The organism is Aeromonas sp. QDB62 (genome assembly GCF_027705695.1).
Taxonomy (GTDB): Bacteria; Pseudomonadota; Gammaproteobacteria; order Enterobacterales; family Aeromonadaceae; genus Aeromonas; species Aeromonas allosaccharophila.
On record NZ_JAPDCD010000029.1, the window covers coordinates 1 to 25,643 of the forward strand.

Consider the following 25,643-nt stretch of genomic DNA (forward strand, 5'->3'; position numbering starts at 1 on the left):
TTGGGGCATGCAGTCGTGGCAAGCCCTCCGATGCCATATCGGCTCTTGAAGCTGGCTGAGGGTCATGGGTAATCAGGTTCCTTTATGTAGCAAAATTCACACTTTCCCAGTGCAATTAACCAAACAGGGGAATGAGCAGCTGCCCATTCCCCTGTTTGCGCGTGTTATCTCACATTTAATAGCTGTTTTAAATCAGCAAATCGTTAACCTTAACTATTAATAAGTTTGCTAAAAAGTAAAGATTCAAAGCGGTCTCGGCGATTTTTACCTCATCCCCCCATGACAACTGGCAAAAGATTGTGCTAGCTTGGCTGCACAAACGTACACACAGGGATGTAAAGATGCTGAAAGTTAACGAGTATTTCGACGGAAATGTAAAATCCATCGGTTTCGAACAAAAAGGCGAGAAATCGACCATCGGGGTGATGAACAGCGGTGACTACCAGTTTAACACCGCCGCCCCCGAGCGGATGACGGTGATCAAGGGCGCCCTCACCATCCAGCTGGCCGATGAAGATGAGTGGCACACCTACAATCAGGGTGAATCCTTCCTGGTCGCAGGTCACTCCTCCTTCAAGCTGGCAGTGAAAACCCCCACCGCCTATCTGTGCGAATTTCTCGACTGATCCGGCCGGTTGAAGGGGGGCTGCCCCTTCAACCTTCTTTGGCAACCGCCTGCCATTTATCTGTGTCCATGTCACAGCACCGCACATCCCCGCTTTCCATCCACGGCAAAAATCCTAGAATAAACAGACATAAACCATCACCGGATTGATGTCATGATCAGCGTGTTTGACCTGTTTTCCATCGGGATTGGCCCCTCCTCTTCCCATACTGTCGGCCCTATGCGTGCCTCCTATGCCTTCGTCCAGCAGCTCAAGCTGCAAGGCCATCTGCCGCACGTCATGCGGGTCGAAGTGGAGTGTTACGGTTCGCTCGGCCAGACCGGCAAAGGGCACGGCACCGGCAAGGCGATCATGCTGGGACTGTCTGGCTTTGAACCCGAATCGGTCGATATCGATGCCATTCCGGATCTGCTGGCCCAGATAGATCAGGCGCAGAGCTTGCTGCTGGCGGGCGAGCAACCAAGTCACTTCCCCCGCAGCGGTGCCATCATTTTCAACCGCCGCAAGACCCTGCCAGCCCATACCAATGGCATGACCCTGCGCGCCTTTGCCGCCGACAACGCCCTGCTGTTTAGTCAGACCTACTACTCCATCGGCGGGGGCTTCATCATCGAAGAGAGCCACTTTGCCACCGCCAAGGAGGAAGCCGCCAAATCGGATGCCGAACATCCGGTCCCCTACCCGTTCGACAGCGGCGCCCAGCTGCTGGCCCACTGTCAGGAGAGCGGCCTCTCCATCTCGGGGCTGATCCTCGCCAACGAGCGGGTCTTTCGCAGCGATGAGCAGATAAAAGCGGGGCTGCGCAAGATCTGGCAGGCGATGCAGGGCTGCGTCGAGCGGGGCTGCAAGAGCGAAGGGGTGCTGCCGGGCGGCCTGAAGGTGCGGCGCCGCGCCCCGGGGTTGTTCCGCCAACTCAGCTGCGAGACCAACTTCAACAAGGATCCACTGATGGTGATGGAGTGGGTCGACTTGTTTGCGCTGGCGGTCAACGAAGAGAACGCCGCCGGTGGCCGGGTGGTGACCGCCCCCACCAATGGCGCCGCGGGCATTATTCCGGCAGTGCTGCACTACTACGATCGCTTCGTTCACAAGGTGGATGATGAGACGCTGGTGCGCTACTTCCTCACCGCCGCCGCCATCGGCATCTTATATAAGAAGAACGCCTCCCTCTCCGGGGCCGAAGTGGGCTGTCAGGGAGAAGTGGGTGTCGCCTGCTCCATGGCCGCCGGGGCGCTGACCGAACTCTTGGGCGGTAGCCCGGCCATGGTGGAGAACGCCGCCGAAATAGGCATGGAGCACAACCTCGGGCTCACCTGCGATCCCATCGGCGGACTGGTGCAGGTACCCTGCATCGAGCGCAACGCCATGGGGGCGGTCAAGGCGATCAATGCCGCTCGCCTCGCCCTGCGGGGTACTGGCGAGCACAAGGTGTCGCTGGACAAGGTGATCAAGACCATGTGGGAGACCGGCAACGACATGAAGACCAAATACAAGGAGACGGCCCGTGGCGGCCTCGCCGTTAACATTACCGAATGTTAAAAAACGGCAAATGACTCCATTTGGTTCCGAAATGCCCGGCATCGCCGGGTATTTTTATGGGCAAACGCTTAACAAAATGGATAAGCACAAAAATAAATTTTATACTCGCGCCTCAGATTCAACAAAAATAGATCTATTTCAACTTTTTTTAGGTCTGGAGCCGTTACACTACGGTTATCTGGTTCTGTGACCTGCGCTGACAAGCGCGTCCCATGGATCTCCCCAATTTCTGTGAGTGGGCATGCCGCCCCCTTCTACCCTGAGGTAATAGTGACATGATCAGCGTTTTTGATATCTTCAAAATCGGTGTAGGCCCCTCTTCTTCCCACACTGTTGGCCCGATGAAAGCGGCCAAACAGTTTGTTGACGAGCTGCGCGCGGGCGGCAAGATCCGCGATGTAACCCGGATCAATGTCGATGTCTACGGCTCCCTCTCCTGGACTGGCAAAGGCCACCATACCGACACCGCCATCATCATGGGCCTGGCCGGCAACCTGCCGGAAAATGTCGATATCGATGCGATCCCCGAGTTTATCTCCCGTGTTGAACAGACCGAGCGCCTGCCGATCGGCCTGCACTGCCACACCGTCAGTTTCCCGCGCGATGCCATGGTATTCCATGACGAAGCCCTGCCGCTGCACGAAAACGGCATGAAGCTGAGCGCCCTGATCGAAGACGAAGTGGTTTACAGCAAGACCTACTACTCCATCGGTGGTGGCTTCATCGTTGACGAAGAGAACTTTGGCAAGGCTGACAGCGGCGACATGTCCGTGCGCTATCCGTTCAAGAGCGCGGCTGAACTGGTTGCTCACTGCAGCCAGACCGGTCTCTCCATCTCTGCCCTGATGCTGGAGAACGAGAAGTGCTTCAACACTCCGGAAGAGATCTACAAAAAGTTCGGCAAGATCTGGAACACCATGCGCGAAGGTATCGAGCGTGGCTGCCGCACCGAAGGCGTCTTGGCCGGCCCGCTGCGCGTACCCCGTCGTGCCGCCCCGCTCTACCGCCAGCTCAACACCAACGAGAACCTCTCCAACGACCCGATGAACATCGTTGACTGGGTCAACATGTTCGCCCTGGCGGTCAGTGAAGAGAACGCAGCCGGTGGCCGTGTGGTCACTGCACCGACCAACGGCGCTGCCGGTATCATCCCGGCCGTACTGGCCTACTACGACAAGTTCATCCAGCCGGTTGGCCGCGACGAGTACACCCGTTTCTATCTGGCCGCCGGTGCCGTCGGCATCCTCTACAAGATGAACGCCTCCATCTCCGGCGCCGAAGTGGGCTGTCAGGGTGAAGTGGGTGTCTCCTGCTCCATGGCCGCTGCCGGTCTGACCGAGCTGATGGGCGGTAGCCCGGAGCACGTCTGTGAAGCCGCCGAAATCGGCATGGAACACAACCTGGGTCTGACCTGTGATCCGGTTGCCGGTCAGGTACAGGTGCCTTGCATCGAGCGTAACGCTATCGCAGCCATGAAGGCGGTCAACGCCTCCCGTATGGCCCTGCGTCGTACCTCCCAGCCGCGCGTCTCCCTGGACAAGGTGATCGAGACCATGTACATCACCGGCAAGGACATGGACTCCAAGTACCGTGAAACCTCCCGTGGTGGCCTGGCCATCAAGGTGATGCAGGTTGCTTGCGAATAAATAAGAGTTGCGACCCTCATCTGAACAAAGGCGGGATATCCCGCCTTTTTTATTGCCCGAAATAGATGCCCGGGCACCTGATACCGGCCATTTCACGGCACGGCATCGCAGACACGACCCAGCTACGCCACCGCAATGCGGATTGCCTTGCCTGAATGCCTCTCTGATGGCATGCCTTGATTACCTCATTCCACTGCATTGAAAGCGGCGTTCTGCCCCTGCCAAAAACATTTACCCGCTATTTTCCCCCGGCCACCGTTTGCCAACTGACCCATATCGGGATGACCCCGCAACCCTATATCCGCCCCTTTGGCATCCCTTTGTTTGGCAAGATGTGGTTACCGCTCACGCTCGCGGATTATCCTCCGGCGCCCACTGCGCTGATTGCCAGTTGTGTAACGGATGCGGATTGGCCTTCTTAATAAGGGCAAACAATCAAGAGCACAAACAGGGGGTTAGCTCATCATTTTGGCCACAGCGCATCGCGAAAACCGAGTTCGGCGCAGTTATCTCCAACCTCTTTCCCTCCCATTTCATGGACAACTCATCGCGCAATAGAGGCCAAAAAGAGATCCCAAGGAAGGAGCTGAAAATAATCGATGAATGAGCCAATAGCCGTTGAAATTGCGGATATGAGTGCGCGCCACTCGCTATTTTTGTGAGCGCCAGCAAAGGTTGACGATATGGTGTTGAGGGTAGATTGACTTTCTATTTAAACAGCGAAAAGTGAATATCACCAAAGGGAGGGTTTAATTTCGCCAGATCCGGTCACGGGATTATCGCAAGCCACCTCCCCAGGGCAGGAATGCGTCATGCAGAGTCACAAAGAATTAGCCCCGCTAGGCAGTACGCACTACGGGGCTGGATATTCAGGATGGTTTTTTCAGGCTGGCCTTGTGCTGCTCCAGCAAATTCTCGGGGGGCGGCGGCACCTGCAGGTAGAAACCCTGGCTGGTCAGCGCGGCCATCACCTTGCCGACATCAGCCAGCCCCAAGGGCTTGGCCGGATCCAGCTTGGTCATCAGCACCAGCTCGGGACGCCCGAATGCGCTCAGCAATGGCTCGGGAACGCGGGAGAAATCCCCTCTTTTTTCAACAAAAAGGTAGGTCTCGGCTTTTTTGCGACTTTTATAGACTGCACACAACATGGAAATTGATATAATCCGACGAGTTTATTGCCTCTGATGGGGGCAAACTATAACATCAGGAATTGAATAACAATAACGGATTAGCATCTCTGCCTCGGGGAAGATTCATGGTTGAGCGCGATAACGAATTGAAAGGGACCACCTTCACTATTTCTGTGTTGCATATCAGCGATGGCGAGCCTGAGCGGATCCGTCAGTTGTTGGCCGAAAAAGTGGCCCAGGCACCCTACTTTTTTAATTGTGCGCCGCTGGTGATCAATGTTTCCCGACTGGAACATATTCCCGATTTCGAACAGCTCAAGGAGCTGGTGGAGTCCGAAGAGTTTGTGCTGGTCGGCATCACGGGTGCGCGCAGTGAAGAGATGAAGACAGCCGCCAAGGCGGTGGGACTGGCTGTGATGGCCTCGGGCAAGAGTCGCAAGAGCGAACCGGAACCCGAGCCAGCCCCCGCGCCAGCAGCCCCAGTGGTGGCACCCGAGCCAGAACCCGCCCCCTTGATCCCGAGCAAGGTACATGTGGGACCGGTTCGTTCCGGCCAGCAGATTTACGCCGCCGGCACCTCGCTGGTGGTGCTGGGGTCCGTCAGTCCGGGAGCCGAAGTGCTCGCCGACGACAGCATTCATATTTATGGCACCCTGCGTGGCAGAGCCATTGCCGGCGCCCGGGGCAACACCCAGGCCCGGATCTATTGCCAGCAATTACAGGCCGAGCTGCTCTCCATCGCGGGCACATTCCAGCTGAGCGATGCATTGCCGGCAGGCCTGATCCAGCAACCGGTACACGTCCGGCTGGACAACGAACAACTCCGAATAGACCGTATCAAATAGAGTTACAAGGAAGCGAGAATGGCGCGAATCATAGTCGTTACATCGGGTAAAGGTGGCGTTGGCAAGACCACAACCAGTGCGGCCCTGAGCACCGGCTTAGCCCAGCGTGGTCACAAGACAGTGGTCATTGACTTTGACATCGGTCTGAGAAATCTGGATCTCATCATGGGCTGCGAGCGGCGCGTGGTGTATGACTTCGTCAACGTCATCAACGGGGAAGCAAACCTCAATCAGGCGCTGATCAAGGACAAACGCTCGGAAAATCTGTTTATCCTGCCCGCCTCCCAGACCCGGGACAAAGATGCCCTCACCCGTGAGGGGGTCGAGAAGATCCTGGATCAGCTGGCGGAGATGAAGTTCGATTACATCGTCTGCGACTCCCCGGCGGGGATCGAGGCGGGCGCGCTGATGGCGCTCTATTTTGCCGACGAAGCGATCGTCACCACCAACCCGGAAGTCTCTTCCGTGCGTGACTCCGACCGCATCCTTGGCATCCTGGCCTCCAAGTCCCGCCGCGCCGAGCGTGGCGAAGACCCCATCAAGGAGCACCTGCTGCTGACCCGCTACTGCCCGACCCGCGTCAACCGTGGCGACATGCTGAGCGTGCAGGATGTGCAGGAGATCCTGGCCATCCCGCTACTCGGGGTGATCCCGGAGTCCCAGGCGGTGCTGCGCGCCTCCAACTCCGGCGAACCGGTTATTCTGGACAAGGAGTCCGATGCCGGTCAGGCCTACGAAGATGCAGTGTCCCGCCTGCTGGGCGATGCCAAGGAATTTCGTTTTCTGGAAGAAGAGAAGAAGGGCTTCTTTAGCCGACTGTTCGGGAGTTAAACATGTCATTATTGGATTATTTTCGTTCCAACAAGAAACAGAACACCGCACAACTGGCCAAAGAGCGGTTGCAGATCATTGTTGCTCACGAGCGTTCATCCAGAGGGGGGCCGGATTACCTGCCCCAGCTCAAGCAGGATATCCTCGATGTGATCCGCAAATACGTCAACATTGATCCGGAGAAGATAACCGTCCAACTGGATCAGAAGAGTGATGAGCTGTCGGTACTGGAGCTCAACATCACCTTCGCCGATGACAAGAAGGGATGAGCTGACGCCCTATGCGTGACCCCTTCCCCCAATGAAGACCGGATCCTGTCACTGGATCCGGTTTTTTATTGGCACAAAAACAGGTCACAGCGGCTCGCCTCATCTCGCCAAGGGGTCTGCCGCCCGCTAGAATAGCGCCGCCCCGCAGGCAGTGATCTGCGCGGCACCTTTTTCTCTTTTCTGGAACAGATCGCTTATGTCTATGAATGACGAAATGCACAGCGTCGAGGAACTGCTCGATACCGCCCTCGAACTCTTTATGGAGCTGGCCTCTGACAACCTGCCGGAGCAGGAGATCGCTCGCTTCAATCAGGAGTTCAACGACCGAGGCCTGCTGGCCGAAACCGACCCGGCCGATGACTGGGAAGCGGACGTGGGTTTTGCGGTGAGCGACACCGACTATGCCGAGATCTGGGTTGGCCTTGGCAACGAAGAACAAGAGTATGAGCACCTGTTTGCCCGCATGCTGCTCTCCCGCCGTGTTGACGAGAAGTTCTGCCACATCGAATGGCTGCCCCAATAATTCCGGATCCCGATGATCCCAGCCACTATCAGTGGGCGTCAGACCCTGACGCCGTGGCCCTCGAGCGCCCATCTGCATCGCTCGGACGCCGGTTGCTGAGGTGGGCAGGCAAGATCGCGCTGGCCGGGCTGCTCTGCTCGGTCGGCTCGGTCGCCTTGCTGCGTTTTATCGATCCGCCGATGTGGAGCTGGCGTATCGAGCGGGCCCTGTTTCCGCCCGCCAAGATCACCGAGGTGCGCCATGAGTGGGTGGATCTGGAGTCCATCTCCAAAGAGCTGCAACTGGCGGTGATCGCCGCAGAGGATCAGCGCTTTGCCGAGCACAACGGCTTTGACATGGATGCCATCAACGCCGCACTCAAGCACAACCAGCACAGCGAACGGGTGCGCGGCGCCAGCACCCTCAGCCAGCAGACCGCCAAGAACCTCTTTATGTGGAGTGATCGCAGCTTCCTGCGCAAGGGGCTGGAGGCCTGGTTTACCCTGCTGATGGAGCTGGGTTGGGACAAGGCCCGCATTCTCGAGGTCTATCTCAATATCGTGGAGTTCGGCCCCGGCATCTATGGCGCCGAAGCCGCCGCCCGCACCTATTTTGGCAAACCGGCCAGCCGCTTGACCCGCTACGAGTCATCCCTGCTGGCCGCCGCCCTGCCCAATCCGTGGCGCTATCGGGTCAAGCCCCCTTCACCCTATGTGCAGAAGCGCTCGGTCTGGATCCGCCGCCAGATGGGGCAACTGGGCCAGATCACCCTCAATCGTGTGCATCAGGCCGACTGATCCTCAGGGCTCATCGGGTTTCTCCGGTGGGCCCAGATGACCGCCCACCGTCTCGCGGTGGAGCGGCAGATAGTGCCACCACCAGGCCTCGCGCCGTCGCTTGATCTGTTGCCGCCGTCCCCGCTGTTTCATCCCCTCACTCCCTGCCAGATGATCCGCGCCTTAACCATACTCCCCCAATGGCAACTTGGACAGGTCAGGCACGCCCGGCGCACTGGTCTGGCCGCCACTGCCAATAATTGTTACAGTAGCGGACCTCGATGTATCTGGAGTGATTTCATGGAACAGCGTACCCCGGATCAGCTGGTCGAATGGGCCTATGATCAGTTTCTTGAGCAGGCCGCCGATATGCTGGCCCCCGAACAAATAGTCGACATCACCCTGGAGTTTGAGCAGCGTGGCGCCGTGGAGGCAACCCTGCCCAATGCCGACTGGTCGACCGAGCTGGGTGAGCCGGTCGATATGGAGCGCTGGGTCGAAGTGTGGGTCGGTTTGCTGGATCATCAGGATGAGTTTGAGGTGATCTTCGCCACCTTCCTGCTGCCCCGTCTGTTGACTGAAGATCAGGTGCATGTGCGCTGGCATCGCCAGCAGCAGGCATAAAAAAGGCGCCATCGGCGCCTTTCTTGTGTCTGTTCTTTCTTATTTCTGTTCTCTGCTAATCCTGCGCCGCGATGGCCTTGGCCAGACAGCGGCGGCACCAGCAGGCGCTGGCCTCCTGCATCGGCAATACTGGCAACTGGCTGCACCAGCACTGCGCAATGGTCTGACCGGCAGAGACGGCGCAATAGGCCGGTTCGCCACACCCCGGGCAGCGGTGGGTGCTTTTCGAGCCATCCAGCTCGGCCATCACCGCCAGCTGGGCCTTGCTCTCCATCACCGACCAGTGACCGATCTCGGTCAGGGTGCGGCCACAGCCAAGGCAAAGCCCATCCTTCGCCTGACAGAGGCCAACACAGGGGCTCGGCATCTTATTCGCTATCCTGCGCCTGTTCGCCTGCTTGTGCCTGCGCGGCACCGGCGTCGGTCAGGGTAATGGCGTTATCTTCGATGACGATCTTGCCCTGCTTGTAGAGGCCGCCGATCGCCTTCTTGAAGGTGCCCTTGCTCATACTGAACAACTTGTAGATGAGCTCGGGTTCGCTCTTGTCACCCACCGCCAGGCTGCCGCCCTGCTTTCTCATCCGGCTCAGAATGCGCTCACCGGCGTCATCGACCCGCGCCAGACCCGGCTTTTGCAGGGTCAGATCCAGCTTGCCATCTTCGCGCACCTGCTTGACCCAGGCGGTTTGCGGCCGACCGGTCATCACCCGGCCAAACACTTCATTCTTGAACAGCATGCCGGGATACTGGCCGTTGACGATCACCTTGATGCCAAGGGGCGAGTGTTCACCCGGCAGCGCGGTCACTTCGTCACCGACCTTGAAGTTGCTGCCGGCCGGAGTCAGGAAACGCTCGATGCGGCTGGTGCCGACCATGCGCCCTTCGTTATCCAGTTGCAGACGCACCAGATAGACGTGGCCCACCTGCATCGGCTTGTTCTGCTCGCGGCTGGGCACGAACAAGTCTTTTTTCATGCCCCAATCGAGGAAGGCACCAATCTTGTTGGCATTGACCACCTTCAGACCGGCAAATTCGTCCACCATGGCAAATGGCTTGTCGGTGGTGATCACCGGCTCGCAATCGGCATCCAGATAGAGGAAGACCTGCACGCTATCCCCCTCTTTCACCCCTTCCGGCAGTTGACGCTTGGGCAGCAGCAGTTCACCGTATTCATCGGCCGCAAGCCAGGCGCCACGGTCTTCGAGTTCAACGACGGTGAGGGTGTTCATCTTGCCAATCTGTATCATGGTGCTCTCTTTTTTCATTACCCGGATGGGCCAACTGATCCATGGCCCCTATGGGCGTGCATGTTACCTCAAGAGCGGTGATCTGGCCTAGTCCCCAAGCCACCAAGGGCCGCCCTTTCGCCGCTATCTTACCCGCCAATGGTGATTAAATCGCCAAACAGGCGGCCATTTACTGCAAATAACCCCACTTTTAGGTAGACTTCGCGGCTGTTCAAATCCAGAGGAACTGTCGATGAACCCATCCACTCGTACCCGCCTGCTCAATCAATGGATCCAGAGCCACAGCCAGCAAGACATGACCTACCCGGCCCTGCACGGTTTTCTCTGTGCCCGTCTGGTGGGGCCAGAGACTCCTGACTGGCAACGCCCGCTGGCTGGTTTGCTGGAACAGGATGCCGAACTGGATGAGAAGAGTGCAGAGGCCCTCAACCACCTGATCGCCGAGCTGGAAGCCCAGGCCGACGACGCCCAGTTGGCCCTGCCCAGCCAATGCCGCCTGCCCAGCGATAACCCGGAGCAGGTGTTCGAGCAGAGCCATCCCCTTGGTCAGTGGTGCTACGGTTTCAACCAGGGCTTTGCCACCTGGCCCAAGCCGAAGGATTTGAACGACCCGACTACCCAGTACCGCTTCAGCCTGGCCGCCGAGCTGAGCCTGTTTCGCGACAAACAGATGGCCCAGATGCTCTATAGCGCCGCCGCCAGCGAACTCCCCTTTGTCGAGTTCTGCAAACGCCAGCGCCAGAACATGAAGACCGCCCTCAACCAGCTGCTCAACCTCGACCAGTATCAGGCCGCCCCCAGCGCCGATGTGGCCATCAATGGCGAGCAGGCCCAGCAGTGGCAGAGCTGGTTCGAGCTGGCCGACAGCTGCCGCGATCATCAGGCCCGCCTCGGCTGGTTCGAGAAGATCATCGCCGATGCCACTCCGCTGTTTGACGACGCCTTCTGGCAGCAAATCGCTGGCCACGGCTGGAGTGCTCCCGAGCTGCGCCCCCTGCTGGCCGCCAGAGCCGGTCGCGCCGACTGCCTGCTGCGCCTTGGCAAGCTGGGTGAGGCCAAAGCGGAGTATCTGGATCTGCTGACCATCTGCGTGGCCGACGAACCGGGTTGCCGCTACAACCTCTCTACCCTCTATGCACTGCAAGGGGATTGGCAGGCGCTGTCCGCCCTGCTGGTGCGCTTCGATGAAGCCTCCAGCTGGTTGCTCTACAACAAGGCGCTGATGATCTTTGCCACCGAGGGTGCCGAGGCAGCCAAGCCCCACCTGCTGGTCGCCATCGAGGCCAACCCGCACATTCCGGCCTGCCTGCTGGGTCAGCGCAAGCTGCCCAAGCAGGAGCCACAGAGCTGGCAAGCAGGCAGCCGCGACGAAGCCGCGCTCTACGCCCTGCACACCCGCGAGGCCTGGCTCAAGCAGAATGCCCTCATCTGGTTGCGTAAAGGCTGAACAGCGATGGCTTAAAATCCCGTCGGTCAGACCCGGTTTTTCCTTGAGGGCGTGCGCCACCGCACATTTCATCGCAACCGGGTCAGACAAATCAGCTTGAGTTTCGTATCATCAATGTCAAAGTATCAAAAGAAACTGCATCTGATGCAGCCGTCACAGCAGGGTGTAATATGTCAAAAATCATAGCGTTACTCGCTCACTACCCGCCCTATCAGTTGGTACATGCCGCCGAGATGCTACGGGATACCTTCGAACAGTTTTATGAACAGCGTTACCAGCTGACCGTGCCGCAGTGGCGCCTGATGATGGTGCTCGGCCCCAACTACCCCATCAGCCAGAAAGAGCTGGTCGAGGCGAGCGGCATGGACAAGGTGCGCATCTCCCGCGAGATCCGCCGTCTGGTCGAAAAAGGGATCATCTTCACCGAGAGCAGCGAGCAGGACAAACGCATCAGCCTGGTCTCCCTCACCAACGCCGGTCTCGCCCTCTTCCTGCAGCTCAAGAGCGAAGCTGGCAGCTGGCAACATACCCTGACCGACTATCTGCCGAGCGAATCCCGCGAGGCGATCCGCCAGCATCTGCACAGCGTCAGCGCCGCCATCGAGCAGTTGCAATCGCTGGATCGGGAGAAGTAATCATGGATATGAAAAAGTTCGCCACCATGGACGTCAACATGCTGCTGAGCTTGGTCAATATGCAGTTGCGTGATCGCTATGACGATCTGGATGATCTCTGCAAGGCGCAGGAGATCGATCAGGAAGCACTGAAGGCGCGGCTCGCCAGCGGCGATTTCCACTACCAGCCAGCACAGAAACAGTTCAGATAAAGACAGGTAGCGGGATCGGGATCACAGCGCCAGTGATGGCGCTGGCTCTGCGGTAAAAACCTGATATGGTCTGAACAGCCCCAACAGGGAGATGCACGGATACATCACCCTGTCACAAGAGGGCATTAACATCGTTTCAGGTGAGCAAACCAAGGATGACCCCATGATATTGATGACCCGACAGAGCCTGCTGATCACGCTCTGCACCCTGTTGATGATCAGCCTCTTCACGCCCCAATTGCCGCAAAGCACCGAACAGTGGCTGACCACCCTGCTGCTGGGTCTGCTGGTCGCTGTGGCGCTGCTGCTGGTGCGCGGTTGTCGCCGTTTTATGATGGAGTAGTGACTCCGCCAATCTCTTTTAGACGGTCTCGCTTGCCGCGATACTCTTTGTAGCAATACATCGAACCAAAAAACAAACGCAGCCTGATGGCTGCGTTGTGGTATCTGGCGGGAAACCTCTTGAAGAGAAAGCCCTTGCCTTGGTAGAGAGCCCTTAGATAGCCAGGGTTTCCAGCTGCGCCTTGGCCGCTTCCATCCCCTTGCTCTGGGCATCCGGGCCCATCCCCATCCCTTCGGCGTAGATGAAATCCACCTCTTTGATACCGATGAAACCGAGCAGGGTGCGCATGTAGGGGGTCACCAGATCGGTAGCGCTGCCGACGTGCATGCCGCCGCGGGGGCTGATCACCAGCGCACGAGTATTCTCAACCATGCCGACCGGGCCGGTCTCGGTGTAGCGGAAAGTGACACCGGCGCGCGCCACCAGATCGATCCAGTTTTTCAGCTGGGTCGGGATGTTGAAGTTGTACATGGGGGCCGCAATCACCACCAGATCGCTCGCTTTGAGTTCGGCGATCAGCTCGTCGGACTGGGCGATCACCTCCAGCTGACGTTTGCTCAGGTTATCACCACCGCGCAGGCCGGAAGCCAGCTCGCCATCCAGCACCGGCAGGTTGAGGGCGGCCAGATCACGCACGGTTACGGCATCATCCTGATGGTCAGCCAGGAAGCCGTCGATCAGGGCGTTGGATTGGGAATATTGACCCAGGATGCTGGATTTGAGTACGAGGATATTGGCCATGGTGAAACTCCATTTGGTTGTCGGTTGAACAGCGTTGCTGTCGATGGAGGTCACTCTAAACATTGTGCTTATTTGCTGATAGCGAAAATAGATGCTCAACTTGTTCAAAAAATTTGATGTAAGACCACTTCCTCGCCAGCCAGCCTTGCGGCCGCGCTTCAACCCTTGGCAGAACAAACGATTGCCGTTATGATCCGCCGCACTTTTTTCCAGCGACCCGGATCCCATGATACCCTCGCGCAGGCACTCTCCTCTGGCCGGTGCAGTCTGGATGATGGTGGCAGGACTCTGCTTCGCCGCCGTCAACAGCCTGAGCCAGTATGTCAGCTTCAAACTCGGCCTTGCCTCTACCCAGGTCGCCTTCCATCAATACCTGATCGCCCTGATCTGCCTGCTGCCCTGGCTGATTCGTCACGGCCTGCGCCAATCCCTGATGACCAATCAGTTCCGGCTGCACCTGTTGCGGGTGCTGCTGGCGGTGGTCGGCATCCAGCTCTGGCTGTGGGCACTGGCGTTCCCCGTCCCCATCTGGCAGGGGATCGCCCTGCTGATGACCTCGCCGCTGTTTGCCACCCTGGGCTCCGCCCTGCTGCTCAAGGAGCAGGTGAGCCGCGCCCGACTTCTGGCCACCCTGGCGGGTTTTGCTGGCGCCATGGTGATCCTCGCCCCCTGGACTGACGAATTCAACTGGGCCTCCCTGCTGCCGGTGGCCGCGGCGCTGTTCTGGGCCGGTTACTCCCTGATGGTGCGCTATCAGGCGGCCAACGAATCATCCCACACCATAGTGGTCTACCTGCTTATTTTCAGTACCCCGTTCAACGTCATGCTGGCGCTGCCGGAGTGGCAGTGGCCGAGCGAGAGCCAATGGCTGCTGGTAGCCGCCTCCGGCGTGCTGACGGCGTTGGCCCAGATGTCCATCGCTCGCGCTTACAGTGTGGCGGAGGCCTCCTTCGTGCAGCCTTTCGATTTTGCCAAGCTGCCGATGAACGTGCTGGCGGGCTGGCTGGTATTTGGCTGGGCCCCCCCCGGTCGTCTGTGGCTTGGCGCCGCCATCATCATTGGCGCCATTACCTTGCTGACCCATCTGGAGCAGCGCACTCACAAACCCGTTTCCTGAGGTACGCCATGCGTGCCTCTTTTTTTGCCCGCTATTCCCGCAATCACGTGTGCAATAGCGACCATCAACAGTGACCATCGACATCAGGAGAGATCGTATGTTTGGAACCGCAACCCGCCCCGGCGCCACCCGTGCCCTGCTGCTGGGCTCCGGCGAACTTGGCAAGGAGGTCGCCATCGAGTTGCAACGGTTCGGGATCGAAGTGATCGCCGCCGACCGCTACCCCAATGCCCCCGCCATGCAGGTGGCCCACGCTGCCCACGTGCTGGATATGCTCGATGGCAACGCACTACGTGCCCTGGTTGCCGAGGTCAAACCCGACCTCATCATCCCCGAGATTGAAGCGATCGCCACCGATACCCTAGCTGCCCTTGAGCTAGAAGGGGTCAAGGTAGTGCCCAACGCCCGCGCCACCCAGCTCACCATGAACCGGGAAGGGATCCGCCGCCTCGCCGCCGAGACCCTGGCTCTGCCCACCTCCCTCTACCGCTTTGCCCAGAGCAAGGAGGAGTTTGTCGCCGCCGTCGAGGCCATCGGCCTGCCCTGCGTGGTGAAACCTGTGATGAGCTCGTCCGGCAAGGGGCAGAGCGTGCTGCGCGATCTCGCCAAGATCGATGACAGCTGGACCTACGCCCAGGAGGGTGGTCGCGCCGGTCGAGGCAAGGTGATCGTCGAGGGCTTCGTTCCCTTCGAGTACGAGATCACCCTGCTCACGGTACGCGCCGTCGATGGCATTCACTTCTGCGAGCCGATCGGGCACCGGCAGGAAGATGGCGACTACCGCGAATCCTGGCAGCCGCAAGCCATGAGCGAACTGGCGCTGGCCCGCGCCAAAGAAGTCGCCGCCAAGGTGGTCGAGGCCCTTGGCGGTTACGGCCTGTTCGGGGTCGAGCTCTTTATCAGGGGCGATGAGGTGTGGTTCAGCGAAGTCTCGCCGCGCCCGCACGATACCGGCATGGTGACCCTGATCTCGCAAGATCTCTCCGAATTCGCCCTGCATGTGCGCGCAATTCTGGGGCTGCCGGTCGGCACCATCACCCAGTACGGGCCGAGCGCCTCCGCCGTGGTACTGCGCGAAGGGCACAGCCAAGATATCCGCTATCAGGGGATTGGTGAGGCATTGGCGCTGGTGCCAGGCGCCCAGCTGCGGCTGTTTGGCAAACCGGAGATCGCCGGTCGCCGCCGTCTTGGCGTGGCGCTGGCACGCGCAGCGGATTGCCAGGATGCGGTGGAAAACGCCAAAGCCGTGGCCGCCAAGGTCGAGGTGATGTTCTAAGGGCTTTTTTTGCCACAGCAAAACAAACGTTTGCCGATGTGATCGGGCGCAAGGGGCATGGTAATGCCCCTTTTGCATTTCCCCGTCAGGCTTATAATCCCCTCTTCAAATTTGTCAGGAGTACAAGATGTTAGCTGCCGTGATCTTCGATATGGATGGTGTTCTGATCGACTCGGAACCCTTTTGGCAACGGGCCCAGATCGCCGTTTTCTCCGAACTGGGTCACCCCCACACCGTCGAGGATTGTGAATCGACCATCGGCGTGCGCATCGATCAGCTGGTCGCCCACTGGTATCGCCTGCGCCCGTGGAGCGGCCCGACTCAGGAAGAGGTTGTGCAGCGCATTCTGGATCAGGTCAACGCCCTGATCCTCTCCGAAGGCCAAGCCAAAGCCGGTGTGCTGGAAGCGCTCGACCTTATCGAAGCGCGCGGGCTGAAAGTGGGTCTGGCCACCTCCTCCCCGTTTGCCATGGCAGAAGCTGTGCTCGGCAAACTCGGCATCCGTGATCGCTTTATGGCGGTTCACTCTGCTGAAATCGAGCGTTTCGGCAAACCGCACCCGGATGTCTATATCCACGCCGCCGAGAAGCTGGGGGTGGAACCGGTTCATTGTCTGGCCATCGAGGACAGCTTCACCGGCCTGCTGGCAGCCAAGGCGGCCTCCATGACCGCGCTGATCGTGCCGGATCCTGCTTTAGTCGGCGACCCACGCCTTGCCATCGCCAACTACCAGCTCCGCTCACTGGCCGAGCTGAATGCTGACACCCTGGCCAGCTGGGTCAAATAAGCCAGCGAGAGGCGCTGATCGTTCCATGTGCCCGGCGTTGGTCGGAGATCCGCGTCTTGCCATCGCCAACTATCAGCTCGGCTCACTGGCCGAACTCAATAGCGAGATGCTGGCCAGCTGGATCAAGTAACGCCTCCCGGCGCCTCGTGGCACACACATTCTCATGCTCGCAGGGGGCATCCAGCCCCCTGTTATTGCCAAACAACCGTTGGCAATCCCCTCTTTTCACCGGTCATTCGCCACCAGATTCCCCCTCTCGCACACGACCCGCCCAATCAGTCGCCACCGGTCATCTCTCTGGCTTGATCTCTGTCATAAACGTGCGTTTGCTCGCGGTTAACCCCCTTCAGCCCGACTAGAATCAGGGTAGATAGGCGGCCCCAGGGCCCGAGGAGGTTATCATGATCGAGTACACCAGCAAGCGCATCGTCTGCCCCCACTGCGGCCACCACACCATGGTCGAGCTGGATGCCAGCCAGGGTGATCAGGAGTTCTACGAAGATTGCATGGCCTGTTGCAATCCGATCCATCTGCGGCTCCATCGCGACGAAGCCCGCGACTGTTTGCAGTTGTTTGTGGATGCGGACGACGAACAGATGTTTTGAATCTATGTCCTGAACAATGGTCCTGAACAGTCGATGTCTGGGGCACAGGCAACCCAATGGGTAAAATGCCAGTCAGTCAAGTCTGGCTGGCATTGTTTTTATTAGCTTTTTAGCGCTGTGCTACCAGCGCTGCAGGTTGGTCCGAAGCGCCTCCCACCGCTCTTGCCGTATTCCTCCTGCCTTCTTGCTGCGCAGGTCAAGCCCCTGTCGGTTGCCAGCTGCGTTTCTCATCCTCACTGGTTGCTCGGGAGAACTGTCCATACAACTTGCCCAAAAACGGAGAGTGCCGAAGGGTATCGTCAGACCCATCAACGCAGCCTGCCAGCAAGCTGACCATGGCAAACATGATGAAGAGTATTTTGGAAACATATTCTTATTACAGATAACAACTTGCAGACAACAACCAAAACCAAATCTCAAATTGGTCACTCGTTGTCAATCTGACTATGGCGCGTTAACATTCCAAATCCCCTGTATGGCAGTCAGAGAGAAAGATGATGATTGAAGAAAACAGCACTCCTGCGCTGAATCGAGGCCCTGTTGATCACGATGTACGGGATCAGATTGTGGTTGCAGCCACCGAGCATTTCCGCCTCTACGGCTATGGCAAGACCACGGTATCTGACTTGGCAAAATCAATAGGATTTTCAAAGGCATATATTTACAAGTTCTTCGCGTCAAAACAGGCGATTGGCGAGAGTATTTGTGCAAACTGCCTCGATGAAATCCAGGAGGATGTTCGAAGAGCGATTGAACAGGTTGATCAGCCGCCCGAGAAGCTGCGCCGGATGTTTCAAGAGATCATCAAGGCAAGTTGTCGGTTGTTCTCCGCTGATCGAAATCTCTATGAAATAGCGGCTTCAGCCGCAGCAGAACGCTGGCAAGCCACCCTCGTCTATGAGCAGAACATCCAGACATTACTGCAAGATATCCTGCAGGAGGGGCGTAAAACCGGTGACTTTGAGCGAAAAACCCCGTTGGATGAAATAACCGCGGCAATTTATCTTGTTATGAGGCCCTATTTAAACCCCCTCATGCTGCAACACAACTTCGACTGCATTGACAAGGCACCGACCCAGTTGTCTAACCTGGTGCTGCGCAGCCTCGCACCATAACAATAGTGACCATTGACCAAATTGGTCACTTGAATTACATTGCCTCCTGAACCGTTTTCATGGAGGCTTGTGTATGTCTCGTCACCGCATACTTGCAATTATCACTGCGTTACCGCTGGCCCTGACGGCTTGTGGTGAGCAACAACCATCTGATCCACGTACGCAAGTACCGCTGGTGCGCACCGTCACGGTCCATGATGCTGAGGTTGAATCACGCTCTTTTACCGGGGTCGTCGCAGCTCGCGTTGAGAGTGACTTGGGATTTCGTGTCTCTGGCAAGGTGCAGCAACGCCTCGTAGACACAGGGCAAACCGTTAAACAGGGTCAACTGCTGATGCGTATTGACCCTGTCGATTTGAAACTCGCCGCACACGCACAACAGGCGTTCGTTGCGGCGGCCAGAGCAAGAGCGAAACAAACCGCGGAAGATGAAATCCGTTACCGAAATTTACGCGGTACGGGTGCGATCTCCGTTGCCACTTACGATCAGGCCAAGGCGGCGATGGAGACAGCCCAAGCCGAACTGCGAGCCGCTGAAGCACAAGCAGCAGTGGCCCGTAATTCCACCGGTTATACGGATCTGATCGCCGATGTTGATGGCACCGTAATCGCAACGCTGGTGGAGCCTGGGCAAGTCGTTAATGCCGGGCAAGCCGTTGTGCGCATTGCTCACGCAGGGGCGCGTGAAGCCGTCATTCAATTGCCAGAAACATTGCGCCCGCCATTGGGCTCCCGGGGTCAGGCAACACTCTTCGGAAGACGCGATGGCACAGCGGCGGCAACGTTAAGGCAGCTGTCGGACGCAGCAGACCCGGGCACTCGCACCTTTGAAGCACGATATGTGCTGACGGGTTCACTGCAAAATGCACCTTTGGGTTCCACCGTTACCCTCCATCTGACCGAGGATCCGGTTGCGGCAACAGCGGGCGTTCAGATCCCGGTCAGCGCCTTGTTCGATACCGGTAAAGGCCCTGGCGTGTGGCGTGTTCACGGCCAACCGACAAGGGTCTCATGGAGCCCTATTACGGTGTTGAACCTTGGCAGTGACGCTGCCCGCGTTGCAGGCCATATCAAGCAAGGCGATCTGGTGGTCGCCATGGGCGCGCACTTGCTTCATGAAGGGGAGTTGGTACGCACGCTCGCCCCCTCTGCCGATATGACAACAGAGGATGCACGCCCATGAGCGAACGCCGCTTCAATCTGTCGGCGCTTGCGGTACGCGAACGCGCCATCACGCTGTTTCTGATCCTGCTGATCTCGCTGGGCGGGGTCACGGCCTTCTTCAAACTGGGGCGGGCCGAGGATCCCTCATTCACCATCAAGGTCATGACCATCATCACCGCCTGGCCCGGAGCCACTGCGCAGGAGATGCAAGATCAAGTCGCCGAGAAGATCGAAAAGCGACTGCAGGAGCTGCGCTGGTATGACCGCAGCGAAACCTACACCCGTCCGGGGCTGGCCTTCACCACGCTGACCTTGCTGGATAGCACCCCGCCGTCGGCAGTGCAGGATGAGTTCTATCAAGCCCGTAAAAAGGTCGGCGACGAAGTGCGCAATCTGCCACCCGGCGTGATGGGGCCATTTCTCAACGATGAATATGCCGATGTGACCTTTGCCCTGTTCGCACTCAAGGCAAGGGGCGTACCACAGCGTGAGCTGGTCCGGGATGCGGAAATGCTACGCCAGCGCTTGCTGCATGTGCCCGGGGTGAAGAAGGTCAACATCGTTGGCGAGCAGTCCGAGCGTATCTATGTCGAGTTTTCCCATGAGCGCCTGGCTACGTTAGGCATCAGCCCGCAAGACGTCTTCGCGGCCCTGAACGGCCAGAATGCCTTGACGCCAGCCGGCGCCATCGAAACCAGGGGACCAGAGGTGTTCATTCGCCTGGACGGTGCCTTTGACGAGCTGCAAAAAATACGCGACACCCCCGTCGTGGCGCAGGGACGCACGCTGACGCTATCTGATATCGCGACGGTGAAACGGGGTTATGAAGATCCGGCGACCTTGATCATCCGCAATGGCGGCGAACCTGCGCTGCTGCTGGGGGTCGTGATGCACGACGGCTGGAACGGGCTCGATCTGGGCGAAGCCCTGGATAACGAAATCACCGCCATCAATGCCGAGCAACCGCTGGGCATGAGCTTGAGCAAGGTGACCGACCAGGCCATCAACATCAGTTCGGCGGTCGATGAGTTCATGATCAAGTTTTTCGCGGCGGTACTCGTGGTCATGCTGGTGAGTTTTGTCAGCATGGGCTGGCGTGTCGGTGTCGTGGTCGCCGCAGCCGTGCCATTGACGCTGGCTGTGGTCTTTGCCGTGATGCTCGCGACCGGCAAGAACTTCGACCGCATCACCCTGGGGTCGTTGATCCTGGCCCTGGGGTTGCTGGTGGATGACGCCATCATCGCCATCGAAATGATGGTGGTGAAAATGGAAGAGGGCTATGACCGTATCGCGGCGTCAGCTTACGCCTGGAGTCACACCGCAGCGCCCATGCTCTCGGGCACCTTGGTCACGGCCGTCGGATTCATGCCCAATGGCTTCGCGCGATCCTCGGCGGGTGAGTACACCAGCAACATGTTCTGGATCGTCGGCATCGCGCTGATTGCCTCCTGGGTAGTGGCCGTGGTGTTCACGCCATACCTCGGGGTCAAGCTGTTACCCGCTGTCAAGAAAGTCGCAGGCAGCCACCATGCTCTCTACAACACGCCGCGCTATCAGCGCTTTCGCAAACTGCTGGGCAACGTCATCGCCCGCAAGTGGCTCGTGGCAGGCTCGGTGAGCGCGCTGTTCGTGGCATCTGTGCTGGGTATGAGCATGGTGAAGAAGCAGTTCTTCCCGATCTCGGACCGCCCTGAAGTCCTGATAGAAGTACAGATGCCCTATGGCACCTCGATTACCCAGACCAGCTTGGCGGCAGGTAAGGTGGAAGCCTGGCTGGCCAGACAGGAGGAGGCCAGGATCGTCACCGCCTACGTCGGCCAGGGGGCTCCCCGTTTCTTTTTCTCGATGGGACCTGAACTGCCCGATCCGTCGTTTGCCAAGATAGTGGTACGGACGGACAACCAGAACGAACGCGAAGCGTTAAAACTAAGACTACGCCAAGCCATTGCCGAAGGACTGGCCCCCGAGGCACGGGTGCGCGTCACCCAACTGGTGTTCGGCCCCTACTCCCCCTTCCCCGTGGCCTACCGGGTGGCAGGACCGGATCCGGCTGTGCTGCGCAACATTGCGGCTGATGTGCAACAGATCATGCACGCCAGTCCACTGATGCGCACGGTCAACACCGACTGGGGAGCCCGCGTGCCGACGCTGCACTTCACTTTGCAGCAGGATCGACTGCAAGCGCTGGGGCTGAACTCAAGCTCGGTGGCACAGCAACTGCAATTCCTGCTCAGCGGCATACCGGTCACTGCCGTGCGGGAAGACATTCGTACGGTACAGGTCGTTGCGCGATCGGCGGGCAACAACCGGCTCGATCCGGCCAGGATTGGCGATTTCACACTGGTTGGAGCCAATGGACAGCGGATCCCGTTGTCGCAAGTGGGCAAGGTCGATGTCCGCATGGAAGAGCCGGTCATGCGCCGACGCGATCGGGTACCGACCATCACGGTACGGGGTGATATCGCCGAAAACTTGCAGCCGCCAGACGTATCGACGGCGATCACCCGGCAATTACAACCCCTCATCGCTGCGCTGCCAGCTGGTTACAGCATCGTAGAGGCCGGATCCATCGAAGAGTCAGGCAAGGCAATGGCGGCCATGTTGCCGATCTTCCCCATCATGCTGGCCATCACCTTGCTCATCATCATCCTGCAGGTGCGCTCGATTGCGGGCATGGTCATGGTCTTTCTGACCAGTCCGCTGGGTCTGATCGGCGTGGTGCCGACACTGTTGCTGTTCCAGCAGCCCTTCGGCATCAATGCGCTGGTTGGCCTGATTGCACTGTCGGGCATCCTGATGCGCAACACGCTGATATTGATCGGGCAGATCCGTGAAAACGAGCAGGCCGGGCTAGACCCTTTCCATGCGCTCGTTGAAGCGACCGTGCAGCGTGCTCGTCCGGTCATTCTGACTGCGTTGGCGGCGATCCTCGCCTTTATTCCGCTAACCCATTCGGTGTTTTGGGGAACGCTGGCTTACACGCTGATCGGCGGCACATTTGCGGGTACGATCCTGACGCTCGTGTTCCTGCCCGCCATGTATTCCATCTGGTCCAGGATCCAGCCTGGTTGAAACAGGGATCAGAAAAACCGTTGGAATGAGATAAGCCCCAACCTGGTGCTGAAGGTTATCGATGCCTCTTCGAGCAGGCAGAGACAAATAAGATGCGCGATCACCGCCCTGACACGGCACTGTGCCAGGGCGGTGATACCACTACTGGCGCGCCGCCAGCACCCGCTCCACGGTATCGACGATTGCCTGGGTCTGGGGATCGATCTCGATATTGGTCTGCCAGCCCGCCTTGACCCACCCCAGGTTGGTGCGGGCCAGTGTCTCGGGGATCAGGTGAACGCAAAACTCCCGCTCGCGCACCTCACCTATGGTCAGACTGATGCCATCAATGCCGATGTAGCCCTTGGTCAGCACATATTTCATCAGCTCGGGGGCGAGGCGATACCACACCTGACGGTTGTTGGGGGTGTCGATCACCGAGGTAACCTCTGCCATGCCGATGATATGGCCGGACATGGCATGACCGCCGATCTCGTCACCAAAGCGGGCCGCCCGCTCCACATTGACCTTGTCTCCCACCTGCAACAGACCGAGGTTGGTGAGACGCAGGGTCTCCTGCATCAGATCGAAGCTGACCAGCTCCCCCTCGACCCGGGTAACGGTCAAGCAGCAGCCGTTGTGGGCGACCGAGGCACCGAGGGCCAGCCCTTCCCCCCACGCCGGGCTTGGCATGCGGATCACATGGGTACGGAAGTTGGGTTGCTGCTCGATGGCCACCAGTTCGGCGGTCCCCTGCACTATGCCAGTGAACATCTCTCGTCTCCTGCGACGGCAAAAAGGGCAGGTTAACCTCGGGCAGAGAGTGAGACAAGGGTACAGGCTGACAAGCTTGCGCCCGATCGCTATAGTGACGCCGTTCACATCCGGGTAAACAAGGAAAAAAGAAATGCAGGTATATCAATGTTGTGAAGCTATTCGCATCGCCTATAACCAGATCGGCTCCGGCGAGCAGGGCTATGTGCCAAACGCCATTGCCGCCACCATCCGCGCCCTCAACGCGGTCGCCGCCGATGAGCGGGTACCCGCCGAACTGCGCGAGCAGGCAGCCTATGCCGCGGCCAACCTGCTGATCAGCGATCACGAAGACGCCTGATCCTGCCCCCCTGGGGCGGCAACTATTTCGTCCTGGATGAATTTCAGGCTAGAATGCCTCCCCCACCCTTTGCACTTTCGTCCGAAAGTGCAAAGGCTCTTCCCGATTTCCGCTCTTTTTTACTCTTATCTGATCCACTCGGAGGTGTCAGTGCAACGTTATTGGTCCGAGGCGAAGCAGCTCGTCCGTCTAGCCAGCCCCATTCTGGTCGCCCAGGTGGCCCAGGTCGCCATGAACTTCGTCGATACCGTGATGGCGGGACAGGTGAGCGCGGTCGATCTGGCGGCCGTGTCGGTGGCGTCCAGCTTCTGGCTACCGGTGATCCTGCTGGTGCAGGGGATCATCATGGCGCTCACCCCCATCGTCTCCCAGCTTAACGGTGCTCGCAAACGGGAAGAGGTGCGCCCGGCCGTTCATCAGGGCTTCTGGCTGACACTGATCGTCACCCCGCTGGCCATGATCGCGCTCTATTACAGCCCGCTGGCGTTGCAATTTATGGATGTGGAGCCGGTGATGGCCGCCAAGACCAGCGGCTATCTGCATGCCATTCTGTGGGGCCTGCCCGCTTTTGCGATGTTCCAGGTGCTGCGCAACTTCAGCGAGGGACTCTCCCACACCATGCCCACCATGGTGATCGGCTTTGTCGGGCTGGCGGTCAATATTCCCGCCAACTACATCTTCATTCACGGCCACTTCGGCATGCCGAAACTGGGCGGGGTGGGTTGTGGTGTCGCCACCGCCATCGTGCTGTGGGCCATGCTGCTGGCGATGATCCTCTATGTGAAGCTCTCCCGTCACTTCACCGAGATCCGTCTCTTCTCCCAGCTGGCTCGCCCCAACGGCAGCCAGATCTGGCGCCTGTTTCGCTTGGGGTTCCCCATCGCCATGGCGATCTTCTGCGAGGTGACCCTGTTTGCCGTGGTGGCGCTGATGCTGGCCCCCTTTGGCGCCGAAACGGTGGCGAGCCACCAGATTGCGCTCAACTTCTCCAGTCTGGTCTTTATGCTGCCACTCTCCATCGGGGTGGGTGTCACCATCCGGGTGGGCCACAGCATCGGTGAAGGCCAGCCCCATCACGCCCGAGTGGCCGCCCGCACCGGTCTTATGCTGGGCGTGAGTGTCGCTGCACTCACCGCTACGGTGACCGTGCTGCTACGGGAGCACATCGCCAGCATCTATACCGATGACCTGCAGGTGATCGCCCTGGCGGCCACCTTGCTGTTCTTCGCAGCCATCTACCAGCTCTCCGACTCGGTGCAGGTGGTCGCGGCCGCTGCGCTGCGCGGTTACAAGGATACCCAGGCGATCTTCTACGTCACCATCGTCGCCTACTGGGGACTGGGGCTGCCCACCGGCATGATCCTGGGTCTGACCGACTGGCTGGTACCGCGGATGGGGCCGCAGGGCTTCTGGATTGGCTTTATCGTCGGCCTCACCAGCGCTGCCCTGATGCTGGGGGCAAGATTGCGCTACATCTACGGCCGTTTTGCCACTCCAGAGGCCTGCACCACCCTGTCTCGGGCCCAGTAACAGGGCTTGGCAAGCGACAACTCGCCTGCAAAATCAACAGGCTGCGCAAGAACTGGGCAAACAGTCTCCTTTGTGCATATGGCCTGTTGACAGCCTTGGGGGGCATGGGTAGTATGCCGACCACGCCAGCACTGCTGGTGCAGTGAAGTGGGTTTGTTGCTCGGTTGGTCAGAGCATGACCTTGGCATGGTGAAGATTGTGTCGTTGGTTCGAATTCATTTCATCGAGTGGGTTTATAGCTCAGTTGGTTAGAGCACTACCTTGACATGGTAGGGGTCGTTGGTTCGAATCCAATTAAACCCACCACTTTTTCTGTGATGCGTCCTTAGCTCAGCTGGTTAGAGCACCACCTTGACATGGTGGGGGTCGGTGGTTCGAATCCACTAGGACGCACCATTACAGAACACTGATTATGCGTCCTTAGCTCAGCTGGTTAGAGCATCACCTTGACATGGTGGGGGTCGGTGGTTCGAATCCACTAGGACGCACCAG

Annotated in this window: 28 protein-coding genes, 3 tRNA genes and 1 pseudogene; 26 read left to right on the forward strand and 6 right to left on the reverse strand. The window is 58.7% G+C overall.

Annotation, left to right across the window (positions count from 1 at the left end; genetic code table 11):
* Positions 1-341 precede the first annotated feature (341 nt).
* The 3 genes from ppnP (at position 342) to OKC27_RS14815 (ending at position 3,811) form a co-directional block, all read left to right on the forward strand.
* On the forward strand, positions 342-626 hold the full coding sequence (gene ppnP, locus OKC27_RS14805) for a pyrimidine/purine nucleoside phosphorylase (RefSeq protein ID WP_042062660.1): 285 nt from the start codon (positions 342-344) through the stop codon (positions 624-626).
* A gap of 153 nt (positions 627-779) precedes the next feature.
* Complete coding sequence (locus OKC27_RS14810; protein ID WP_042062662.1) at positions 780-2,165, forward strand: L-serine ammonia-lyase; 1,386 nt, start codon at positions 780-782, stop codon at positions 2,163-2,165.
* Positions 2,166-2,440: 275 nt separating this feature from the next.
* Positions 2,441-3,811 carry an L-serine ammonia-lyase gene (locus tag OKC27_RS14815; RefSeq protein WP_042062664.1) on the forward strand — a complete coding sequence of 457 codons (1,371 nt, stop codon included), beginning with the start codon at positions 2,441-2,443 and terminating at the stop codon, positions 3,809-3,811.
* An 869-nt stretch (positions 3,812-4,680) separates the two neighbouring features.
* Here OKC27_RS14815 and OKC27_RS14820 read toward each other — a convergent pair.
* On the reverse strand, positions 4,681-4,959 hold the full coding sequence (locus OKC27_RS14820) for a YcgL domain-containing protein (RefSeq protein ID WP_182939618.1): 279 nt from the start codon (positions 4,957-4,959) through the stop codon (positions 4,681-4,683).
* A 107-nt stretch (positions 4,960-5,066) separates the two neighbouring features.
* On the opposite strand from OKC27_RS14820, the gene minC reads away from it, so the two are divergent.
* From minC to mtgA, 5 genes are all read left to right on the forward strand, one after another.
* Complete coding sequence (minC, locus tag OKC27_RS14825; RefSeq protein ID WP_139407871.1) at positions 5,067-5,786, forward strand: septum site-determining protein MinC; 720 nt, start codon at positions 5,067-5,069, stop codon at positions 5,784-5,786.
* 18 nt (positions 5,787-5,804) lie between these two features.
* Positions 5,805-6,617: a septum site-determining protein MinD gene (gene minD / locus OKC27_RS14830; RefSeq protein WP_005336847.1), complete on the forward strand. Its 813-nt coding sequence runs from the start codon at positions 5,805-5,807 to the stop codon at positions 6,615-6,617.
* 2 nt (positions 6,618-6,619) lie between these two features.
* Entirely contained in the window at positions 6,620-6,886 is a 267-nt protein-coding gene (gene minE, locus OKC27_RS14835; protein WP_005336848.1) for a cell division topological specificity factor MinE, read from the forward strand.
* Between the two features lie 196 nt (positions 6,887-7,082).
* The gene (locus OKC27_RS14840) at positions 7,083-7,409 is read left to right on the forward strand and encodes an HI1450 family dsDNA-mimic protein (RefSeq protein WP_005352317.1); all 327 of its coding nucleotides are present in this window, start codon (positions 7,083-7,085) and stop codon (positions 7,407-7,409) included.
* Positions 7,394-8,185: a monofunctional biosynthetic peptidoglycan transglycosylase gene (gene mtgA / locus OKC27_RS14845; protein ID WP_182939617.1), complete on the forward strand. Its 792-nt coding sequence runs from the start codon at positions 7,394-7,396 to the stop codon at positions 8,183-8,185. Before OKC27_RS14840 ends, mtgA begins: the two co-directional genes overlap by 16 nt.
* A 3-nt stretch (positions 8,186-8,188) precedes the next feature.
* Here the strand turns inward: mtgA and OKC27_RS14850 are convergent, their stop codons facing one another.
* Complete coding sequence (locus tag OKC27_RS14850) at positions 8,189-8,317, reverse strand: hypothetical protein (protein WP_019445852.1); 129 nt, start codon at positions 8,315-8,317, stop codon at positions 8,189-8,191.
* Positions 8,318-8,464: 147 nt separating this feature from the next.
* On the opposite strand from OKC27_RS14850, the gene OKC27_RS14855 reads away from it, so the two are divergent.
* On the forward strand, positions 8,465-8,788 hold the full coding sequence (locus OKC27_RS14855) for an HI1450 family dsDNA-mimic protein (protein WP_005336851.1): 324 nt from the start codon (positions 8,465-8,467) through the stop codon (positions 8,786-8,788).
* Positions 8,789-8,843: 55 nt separating this feature from the next.
* Here OKC27_RS14855 and OKC27_RS14860 read toward each other — a convergent pair whose 3' ends face one another.
* Together OKC27_RS14860 and OKC27_RS14865 are read right to left on the reverse strand one after the other, a co-directional pair.
* Positions 8,844-9,155 carry a DUF1289 domain-containing protein gene (locus OKC27_RS14860; protein ID WP_182939616.1) on the reverse strand — a complete coding sequence of 104 codons (312 nt, stop codon included), beginning with the start codon at positions 9,153-9,155 and terminating at the stop codon, positions 8,844-8,846.
* Position 9,156: 1 nt separating this feature from the next.
* Positions 9,157-10,035: a CvfB family protein gene (locus OKC27_RS14865; protein ID WP_231554908.1), complete on the reverse strand. Its 879-nt coding sequence runs from the start codon at positions 10,033-10,035 to the stop codon at positions 9,157-9,159.
* Positions 10,036-10,267: 232 nt separating this feature from the next.
* Here OKC27_RS14865 and OKC27_RS14870 point away from each other — a divergent pair, with 232 nt between their 5' ends.
* The 4 genes from OKC27_RS14870 to OKC27_RS14885 all read left to right on the forward strand — a co-directional run bounded on the left by OKC27_RS14870 (position 10,268) and on the right by OKC27_RS14885 (position 12,651).
* Positions 10,268-11,482: a YecA/YgfB family protein gene (locus OKC27_RS14870; protein ID WP_270806427.1), complete on the forward strand. Its 1,215-nt coding sequence runs from the start codon at positions 10,268-10,270 to the stop codon at positions 11,480-11,482.
* A gap of 170 nt (positions 11,483-11,652) precedes the next feature.
* The gene (locus tag OKC27_RS14875; RefSeq protein WP_005336856.1) at positions 11,653-12,117 is read left to right on the forward strand and encodes a MarR family winged helix-turn-helix transcriptional regulator; all 465 of its coding nucleotides are present in this window, start codon (positions 11,653-11,655) and stop codon (positions 12,115-12,117) included.
* 2 nt (positions 12,118-12,119) lie between these two features.
* Positions 12,120-12,308 carry a DUF4250 domain-containing protein gene (locus tag OKC27_RS14880; RefSeq protein WP_182939614.1) on the forward strand — a complete coding sequence of 63 codons (189 nt, stop codon included), beginning with the start codon at positions 12,120-12,122 and terminating at the stop codon, positions 12,306-12,308.
* Positions 12,309-12,471: 163 nt separating this feature from the next.
* A complete protein-coding gene (locus OKC27_RS14885) occupies positions 12,472-12,651 on the forward strand; it encodes a hypothetical protein (RefSeq protein WP_042062679.1) in 180 nt (59 codons plus the stop codon).
* A gap of 153 nt (positions 12,652-12,804) precedes the next feature.
* On the opposite strand, the gene OKC27_RS14890 is transcribed toward OKC27_RS14885, so the two are convergent.
* Positions 12,805-13,392, reverse strand: a complete 588-nt coding sequence (locus OKC27_RS14890) for an FMN-dependent NADH-azoreductase (RefSeq protein ID WP_182939613.1) — start codon at positions 13,390-13,392, stop codon at positions 12,805-12,807.
* Between the two features lie 274 nt (positions 13,393-13,666).
* On the opposite strand from OKC27_RS14890, the gene OKC27_RS14895 reads away from it, so the two are divergent.
* The 8 genes and pseudogenes from OKC27_RS14895 (at position 13,667) to OKC27_RS14925 (ending at position 22,528) form a co-directional block, all read left to right on the forward strand.
* Positions 13,667-14,509: a DMT family transporter gene (locus OKC27_RS14895; RefSeq protein ID WP_232093658.1), complete on the forward strand. Its 843-nt coding sequence runs from the start codon at positions 13,667-13,669 to the stop codon at positions 14,507-14,509.
* Between the two features lie 97 nt (positions 14,510-14,606).
* Positions 14,607-15,785, forward strand: coding sequence for a formate-dependent phosphoribosylglycinamide formyltransferase (gene purT, locus OKC27_RS14900; protein ID WP_182939611.1), 1,179 nt, complete (start codon positions 14,607-14,609; stop codon positions 15,783-15,785).
* Positions 15,786-15,912: 127 nt separating this feature from the next.
* Positions 15,913-16,572 carry a hexitol phosphatase HxpB gene (gene hxpB, locus OKC27_RS14905; protein ID WP_182939610.1) on the forward strand — a complete coding sequence of 220 codons (660 nt, stop codon included), beginning with the start codon at positions 15,913-15,915 and terminating at the stop codon, positions 16,570-16,572.
* A 31-nt stretch (positions 16,573-16,603) separates the two neighbouring features.
* Positions 16,604-16,702, forward strand: a pseudogene (locus OKC27_RS22885) (hexitol phosphatase HxpB); the annotation flags it as partial.
* Positions 16,703-16,973: 271 nt separating this feature from the next.
* Entirely contained in the window at positions 16,974-17,177 is a 204-nt protein-coding gene (locus OKC27_RS14910; RefSeq protein WP_042059056.1) for a CPXCG motif-containing cysteine-rich protein, read from the forward strand.
* Positions 17,178-17,671: 494 nt separating this feature from the next.
* Positions 17,672-18,292 (forward strand): TetR/AcrR family transcriptional regulator, encoded by a 621-nt coding sequence (locus OKC27_RS14915; RefSeq protein WP_197970797.1) that lies wholly within the window; start codon positions 17,672-17,674, stop codon positions 18,290-18,292.
* 73 nt (positions 18,293-18,365) lie between these two features.
* A complete protein-coding gene (locus tag OKC27_RS14920) occupies positions 18,366-19,475 on the forward strand; it encodes an efflux RND transporter periplasmic adaptor subunit (RefSeq protein ID WP_182939609.1) in 1,110 nt (369 codons plus the stop codon).
* A complete protein-coding gene (locus OKC27_RS14925; protein WP_182939608.1) occupies positions 19,472-22,528 on the forward strand; it encodes an efflux RND transporter permease subunit in 3,057 nt (1,018 codons plus the stop codon). The genes OKC27_RS14920 and OKC27_RS14925 overlap by 4 nt, the downstream gene beginning before the upstream one ends.
* Before the next feature lie 141 nt (positions 22,529-22,669).
* Here OKC27_RS14925 and OKC27_RS14930 read toward each other — a convergent pair whose 3' ends face one another.
* Positions 22,670-23,281 carry a riboflavin synthase subunit alpha gene (locus OKC27_RS14930; protein ID WP_182939607.1) on the reverse strand — a complete coding sequence of 204 codons (612 nt, stop codon included), beginning with the start codon at positions 23,279-23,281 and terminating at the stop codon, positions 22,670-22,672.
* A 133-nt stretch (positions 23,282-23,414) separates the two neighbouring features.
* On the opposite strand from OKC27_RS14930, the gene OKC27_RS14935 reads away from it, so the two are divergent.
* From OKC27_RS14935 to OKC27_RS14955, 5 genes are all read left to right on the forward strand, one after another.
* Positions 23,415-23,621: a YaeP family protein gene (locus tag OKC27_RS14935; RefSeq protein ID WP_005345813.1), complete on the forward strand. Its 207-nt coding sequence runs from the start codon at positions 23,415-23,417 to the stop codon at positions 23,619-23,621.
* A gap of 150 nt (positions 23,622-23,771) precedes the next feature.
* On the forward strand, positions 23,772-25,151 hold the full coding sequence (locus OKC27_RS14940; protein WP_139407851.1) for an MATE family efflux transporter: 1,380 nt from the start codon (positions 23,772-23,774) through the stop codon (positions 25,149-25,151).
* Between the two features lie 229 nt (positions 25,152-25,380).
* Positions 25,381-25,457: transfer RNA gene (locus tag OKC27_RS14945), tRNA-Val, on the forward strand.
* Positions 25,458-25,470: 13 nt separating this feature from the next.
* Positions 25,471-25,547: transfer RNA gene (locus tag OKC27_RS14950), tRNA-Val, on the forward strand.
* An 18-nt stretch (positions 25,548-25,565) separates the two neighbouring features.
* Positions 25,566-25,642: transfer RNA gene (locus tag OKC27_RS14955), tRNA-Val, on the forward strand.
* Position 25,643: the final 1 nt, after the last annotated feature.

Excerpts from the sequence above, each read along its gene's own strand:
- ppnP (WP_042062660.1), top strand. The coding sequence starts at position 342 with ATGCTGAAAGTTAACGAGTATTTCGACGGAAATGTAAAATCCATCGGT.
- OKC27_RS14810 (WP_042062662.1), top strand. The coding sequence starts at position 780 with ATGATCAGCGTGTTTGACCTGTTTTCCATCGGGATTGGCCCCTCCTCT.
- OKC27_RS14815 (WP_042062664.1), top strand. The coding sequence starts at position 2,441 with ATGATCAGCGTTTTTGATATCTTCAAAATCGGTGTAGGCCCCTCTTCT.
- OKC27_RS14820 (WP_182939618.1), bottom strand. The coding sequence starts at position 4,959 with ATGTTGTGTGCAGTCTATAAAAGTCGCAAAAAAGCCGAGACCTACCTT.
- minC (WP_139407871.1), top strand. The coding sequence starts at position 5,067 with ATGGTTGAGCGCGATAACGAATTGAAAGGGACCACCTTCACTATTTCT.
- minD (WP_005336847.1), top strand. The coding sequence starts at position 5,805 with ATGGCGCGAATCATAGTCGTTACATCGGGTAAAGGTGGCGTTGGCAAG.
- minE (WP_005336848.1), top strand. The coding sequence starts at position 6,620 with ATGTCATTATTGGATTATTTTCGTTCCAACAAGAAACAGAACACCGCA.
- OKC27_RS14840 (WP_005352317.1), top strand. The coding sequence starts at position 7,083 with ATGTCTATGAATGACGAAATGCACAGCGTCGAGGAACTGCTCGATACC.
- mtgA (WP_182939617.1), top strand. The coding sequence starts at position 7,394 with ATGGCTGCCCCAATAATTCCGGATCCCGATGATCCCAGCCACTATCAG.
- OKC27_RS14850 (WP_019445852.1), bottom strand. The coding sequence starts at position 8,317 with ATGAAACAGCGGGGACGGCGGCAACAGATCAAGCGACGGCGCGAGGCC.
- OKC27_RS14855 (WP_005336851.1), top strand. The coding sequence starts at position 8,465 with ATGGAACAGCGTACCCCGGATCAGCTGGTCGAATGGGCCTATGATCAG.
- OKC27_RS14860 (WP_182939616.1), bottom strand. The coding sequence starts at position 9,155 with ATGCCGAGCCCCTGTGTTGGCCTCTGTCAGGCGAAGGATGGGCTTTGC.
- OKC27_RS14865 (WP_231554908.1), bottom strand. The coding sequence starts at position 10,035 with ATGATACAGATTGGCAAGATGAACACCCTCACCGTCGTTGAACTCGAA.
- OKC27_RS14870 (WP_270806427.1), top strand. The coding sequence starts at position 10,268 with ATGAACCCATCCACTCGTACCCGCCTGCTCAATCAATGGATCCAGAGC.
- OKC27_RS14875 (WP_005336856.1), top strand. The coding sequence starts at position 11,653 with ATGTCAAAAATCATAGCGTTACTCGCTCACTACCCGCCCTATCAGTTG.
- OKC27_RS14880 (WP_182939614.1), top strand. The coding sequence starts at position 12,120 with ATGGATATGAAAAAGTTCGCCACCATGGACGTCAACATGCTGCTGAGC.
- OKC27_RS14885 (WP_042062679.1), top strand. The coding sequence starts at position 12,472 with ATGATATTGATGACCCGACAGAGCCTGCTGATCACGCTCTGCACCCTG.
- OKC27_RS14890 (WP_182939613.1), bottom strand. The coding sequence starts at position 13,392 with ATGGCCAATATCCTCGTACTCAAATCCAGCATCCTGGGTCAATATTCC.
- OKC27_RS14895 (WP_232093658.1), top strand. The coding sequence starts at position 13,667 with ATGGTGGCAGGACTCTGCTTCGCCGCCGTCAACAGCCTGAGCCAGTAT.
- purT (WP_182939611.1), top strand. The coding sequence starts at position 14,607 with ATGTTTGGAACCGCAACCCGCCCCGGCGCCACCCGTGCCCTGCTGCTG.
- hxpB (WP_182939610.1), top strand. The coding sequence starts at position 15,913 with ATGTTAGCTGCCGTGATCTTCGATATGGATGGTGTTCTGATCGACTCG.
- OKC27_RS14910 (WP_042059056.1), top strand. The coding sequence starts at position 16,974 with ATGATCGAGTACACCAGCAAGCGCATCGTCTGCCCCCACTGCGGCCAC.
- OKC27_RS14915 (WP_197970797.1), top strand. The coding sequence starts at position 17,672 with ATGATGATTGAAGAAAACAGCACTCCTGCGCTGAATCGAGGCCCTGTT.
- OKC27_RS14920 (WP_182939609.1), top strand. The coding sequence starts at position 18,366 with ATGTCTCGTCACCGCATACTTGCAATTATCACTGCGTTACCGCTGGCC.
- OKC27_RS14925 (WP_182939608.1), top strand. The coding sequence starts at position 19,472 with ATGAGCGAACGCCGCTTCAATCTGTCGGCGCTTGCGGTACGCGAACGC.
- OKC27_RS14930 (WP_182939607.1), bottom strand. The coding sequence starts at position 23,281 with ATGTTCACTGGCATAGTGCAGGGGACCGCCGAACTGGTGGCCATCGAG.
- OKC27_RS14935 (WP_005345813.1), top strand. The coding sequence starts at position 23,415 with ATGCAGGTATATCAATGTTGTGAAGCTATTCGCATCGCCTATAACCAG.